The sequence below is a fragment of the Nonomuraea terrae genome (genome assembly GCF_004348995.1).
GTDB lineage: Bacteria > Actinomycetota > Actinomycetes > Streptosporangiales > Streptosporangiaceae > Nonomuraea > Nonomuraea terrae.
Genome location: NZ_SMKQ01000350.1, coordinates 1 through 5,073 on the forward strand (window position 1 = coordinate 1; position 5,073 = coordinate 5,073).

Below are 5,073 nucleotides of genomic sequence, written 5' to 3' on the forward strand. Positions count from 1 at the left end.
GTACGCGTCCGTTTCTTGAGAACTCAACAGTGTGTTAAAAGCCAGTGCATGATTTTCATGCAACACCTCGTCAAAGAGATTGTTTGACGGTTTTGCTTGGACGAAGTTTCCAAACATCATTTGGAGAGTTTGATCCTGGCTCAGGACGAACGCTGGCGGCGTGCTTAACACATGCAAGTCGAGCGGAAAGGCCCTTCGGGGTACTCGAGCGGCGAACGGGTGAGTAACACGTGAGCAACCTGCCCCTGACTCTGGGATAAGCCCGGGAAACTGGGTCTAATACCGGATACGACCGCCCCCGGCATCGGGTGGTGGTGGAAAGTTTTTCGGTTGGGGATGGGCTCGCGGCCTATCAGCTTGTTGGTGGGGTAGTGGCCTACCAAGGCGACGACGGGTAGCCGGCCTGAGAGGGCGACCGGCCACACTGGGACTGAGACACGGCCCAGACTCCTACGGGAGGCAGCAGTGGGGAATATTGCGCAATGGGCGAAAGCCTGACGCAGCGACGCCGCGTGGGGGATGACGGCCTTCGGGTTGTAAACCTCTTTCAGCAGGGACGAAGTTGACGTGTACCTGCAGAAGAAGCGCCGGCTAACTACGTGCCAGCAGCCGCGGTAATACGTAGGGCGCAAGCGTTGTCCGGAATTATTGGGCGTAAAGAGCTCGTAGGTGGCTGGTCGCGTCTGCCGTGAAAGCCCGCAGCTTAACTGCGGGTCTGCGGTGGATACGGGCCGGCTAGAGGTAGGCAGGGGCAAGTGGAATTCCTGGTGTAGCGGTGAAATGCGCAGATATCAGGAGGAACACCGGTGGCGAAGGCGGCTTGCTGGGCCTTACCTGACGCTGAGGAGCGAAAGCGTGGGGAGCGAACAGGATTAGATACCCTGGTAGTCCACGCTGTAAACGTTGGGCGCTAGGTGTGGGGATCTTCCACGATCTCCGTGCCGGAGCTAACGCATTAAGCGCCCCGCCTGGGGAGTACGGCCGCAAGGCTAAAACTCAAAGGAATTGACGGGGGCCCGCACAAGCGGCGGAGCATGTTGCTTAATTCGACGCAACGCGAAGAACCTTACCAAGGTTTGACATCACCCGGAAAGCTCTGGAGACAGAGCCCTCTTCGGACTGGGTGACAGGTGGTGCATGGCTGTCGTCAGCTCGTGTCGTGAGATGTTGGGTTAAGTCCCGCAACGAGCGCAACCCTTGCTCCATGTTGCCAGCAGCGGATTCGTCCGGCTGGGGACTCATGGGGGACTGCCGGGGTCAACTCGGAGGAAGGTGGGGATGACGTCAAGTCATCATGCCCCTTATGTCTTGGGCTGCAAACATGCTACAATGGCCGGTACAGAGGGTTGCGATACCGCGAGGTGGAGCGAATCCCTAAAAGCCGGTCTCAGTTCGGATTGGGGTCTGCAACTCGACCCCATGAAGTCGGAGTCGCTAGTAATCGCAGATCAGCAACGCTGCGGTGAATACGTTCCCGGGCCTTGTACACACCGCCCGTCACGTCACGAAAGTCGGCAACACCCGAAGCCCGTGGCCCAACCCGCAAGGGGGGGAGCGGTCGAAGGTGGGGCTGGCGATTGGGACGAAGTCGTAACAAGGTAGCCGTACCGGAAGGTGCGGCTGGATCACCTCCTTTCTAAGGAGCGTCTTCACCTATCACTGCCGAATGTGTGGTGGGGTGACAGCTCATTAGTGGAGCACTGGCTACTCAACCAGGCCGGGTTCGTCGGCGTGCTAGTACCGCCCTTCGGGGAGTGGGAACGGGCGTTTCGGGGGGCTGGGCTGGTTGGACACACTGTTGGGTCCTGAGGAAACGGACCGGTTGCGAGCCTGCCCTTCGGGTGGGGCTCGTGGTCTGTGAGACCTCAGTACAGGGCCATTGAAGGATTCGGGGTTCCGGGTCTGGAGGTGGTTGCTGTTTGTTGTTTGAGATTTGCATAGTGGACGCGAGCATCTTTGTGGCCAAGTTTTTTAGGGCACACGGTGGATGCCTTGGCATCAGGAGCCGATGAAGGACGTGGGAGGCTGCGTTAAGCCTCGGGGAGTCGCCAACCAGACGTTGATCCGGGGATGTCCGAATGGGGAAACCTAGCACCAGTCATGTGGTGTTGCCTCCGCCTGAATGTATAGGGCGGTTGGTGGTAACGCGGGGAAGTGAAACATCTCAGTACCCGTAGGAAGAGAAAACAAGAGTGATTCCGTGAGTAGTGGTGAGCGAAAGCGGATGAGGCTAAACCGGGCGTGTGTGATAGCCGGCAGGCGTTGCATGTCCGGGGTCGTGGGACCTTCTTGAAGGGGCTGCCGCTTCTTCGAGCAGTGATAAATCGATGGGGTAGTTGAAAGCTCTGGGAAGGGCTGCCGTAGACCGTGAGAGCCGGGTAGGCGAAACCTTGTCGACTGCTGGAGGGGATCCCAAGTAGCACGGGGCTCGAGGAATCCTGTGTGAATCTGCCAGGACCACCTGGTAAGCCTAAATACTCCCTGATGACCGATAGTGCACGAGTACCGTGAGGGAAAGGTGAAAAGTGCCCCGGTGAGGGGTCGTGAAATAGTACCTGAAACCGTGTGCCTACAAGCCGTAGGAGCTTACAACAGCTTGCTGTTGTGTGATGTGACTGCGTGCCTTTTGAAGAATGAGCCTGCGAGTTATGGTGTGTGGCGAGGTTAACCCGTGTGGGGGAGCCGTAGCGAAAGCGAGTCTGAATAGGGCGTTTGAGTCGCATGCTGTAGACCCGAAGCGGAGTGATCTACGCATGGGCAGGTTGAAGCTCAGGTAAGACTGGGTGGAGGACCGAACCCACCAGGGTTGAAAACCTGGGGGATGACCTGTGTGTAGGGGTGAAAGGCCAATCAAACTCCGTGATAGCTGGTTCTCCCCGAAATGCATTTAGGTGCAGCGTTGCGTGTTTCTTGCCGGAGGTAGAGCACTGGATGGCTAATGGGCCCGACAAGGTTACTGACGTCAGCCAAACTCCGAATGCCGGTAAGTGAGAGCGTGGCAGTGAGACTGCGGGCGATAAGGTTCGTAGTCGAGAGGGAAACAGCCCAGATCACCGACTAAGGCCCCTAAGCGTGTGCTAAGTGGGAAAGGATGTGGAGTCGCAGAGACAACCAGGAGGTTGGCTTAGAAGCAGCCACCCTTGAAAGAGTGCGTAATAGCTCACTGGTCAAGTGATTCCGCGCCGACAATGTAGCGGGGCTCAAGTACACCGCCGAAGTCGTGGCACTGATGAGATTTTGTTCTTGTTGGTGGGTAGGGGAGCGTCGTGCAGCCGGCGAAGCAGCAGAGTGATCTAGTTGTGGAGGCTGTGCGAGTGAGAATGCAGGCATGAGTAGCGAATCGAGGGTGAGAAACCCTCGCGCCGGATGACCAAGGGTTCCTGGGGCAGGCTAATCCGCCCAGGGTAAGTCGGGACCTAAGGCGAGGCCGACAGGCGTAGTCGATGGACAACGGGTTGATATTCCCGTACCCGCTTCAATGCGCCCATACTGAACCTCGTGATGCTAAGAGTCCTTAGCTCGCCTAAAGCCTTCGGGCTTGGGGTCAGAGTGAACGCTCGATCCGATCGGGTAGTAGGTAAGCGATGGGGTGACGCAGGAAGGTAGTCCAGCCCAGGCGATGGTTGTCCTGGGGTAAGCATGTAGGGAGCGAGGTAGGCAAATCCGCCTCGTACTGTATCCTGAGATGTGATGCCGAGCCGATTGTGGTGAAGTGGATGATCCTATGCTGCCGAGAAAAGCCTCTAGTGAGTGTTGTGGCGGCCCGTACCCTAAACCGACTCAGGTGGTCAGGTAGAGAATACTAAGGCGATCGGGTGAACTGTGGTTAAGGAACTCGGCAAATTGCCCCCGTAACTTCGGGAGAAGGGGGGCCTCTGTTGGTGATGAGTCTTGCGCTCTGAGCTGGTGGGGGCCGCAGTGGCCAGGGGGAAGCGACTGTTTACTAAAAACACAGGTCTGTGCGAAGTCGTAAGACGATGTATACGGACTGACGCCTGCCCGGTGCCGGAACGTTAAGGGGACCGCTTAGTGCATTTCGGTGTGCGAAGGTGAGAACTTAAGCGCCGGTAAACGGCGGTGGTAACTATAACCATCCTAAGGTAGCGAAATTCCTTGTCGGGTAAGTTCCGACCTGCACGAATGGCGTAACGACTTCCCCGCTGTCTCAACCGCAGACCCGGCGAAATTGCATTACGAGTAAAGATGCTCGTTACGCGCAGCAGGACGGAAAGACCCCGGGACCTTCACTACAGCTTGACATTGGCGTTTGGAGCGTCTTGTGTAGGATAGGTGGGAGACTGGGAAGCTCGGACGCTAGTTCGGGTGGAGTCATTGGTGAAATACCACTCTGGTCGTTTTGAACGTCTAACTCTGGTCCGTGATCCGGATCGGGGACAGTGTCTGGTGGGTAGTTTAACTGGGGCGGTTGCCTCCTAAAGGGTAACGGAGGCGCCCAAAGGTTCCCTCAGCCTGGTTGGTAATCAGGTGTTGAGTGTAAGTGCACAAGGGAGCTTGACTGTGAGACTGACGGGTCGAGCAGGAGCGAAAGCTGGGACTAGTGATCCGGCATCGGCGTGTGGAAGCGGTGTCGCTCAACGGCTAAAAGGTACCCCGGGGATAACAGGCTGATCTTCCCCAAGAGTCCATATCGACGGGATGGTTTGGCACCTCGATGTCGGCTCGTCGCATCCTGGGGCTGGAGTAGGTCCCAAGGGTTGGGCTGTTCGCCCATTAAAGCGGTACGCGAGCTGGGTTTAGAACGTCGCGAGACAGTTCGGTCCCTATCCGCTGCGCGCGCAGGAGACTTGAAAGGGGCTGTCCCTAGTACGAGAGGACCGGGACGGACGAACCTCTGGTGTGCCAGTTGTATCGCCAGGTGCATGGCTGGTTGGCTACGTTCGGAAGGGATAACCGCTGAAAGCATCTAAGCGGGAAGCTTGCCTTGAGATGAGGTCTCCCACCCTGTGAGGGGGTAAGGCTCCCGGTGGATGACCGGGTTGATAGGCCGGAGGTGGAAGCGCGGTAACGTGTGGAGCTGACCGGTACTAATAGGCCGAGGACTTGACCACAAAG

2 rRNA genes are annotated in these 5,073 nt (G+C 57.5%); both read left to right on the plus strand.

The features are described from left to right. Positions 1–117: 117 nt before the first annotated feature. Positions 118–1,636, plus strand: a 16S ribosomal RNA gene (locus E1286_RS45840). A gap of 324 nt (positions 1,637–1,960) precedes the next feature. Beyond that, a 23S ribosomal RNA gene (locus E1286_RS45845) occupies positions 1,961–5,069 on the plus strand. The 16S and 23S rRNA genes sit together here, the layout of an rRNA operon. Positions 5,070–5,073 lie beyond the last annotated feature (4 nt).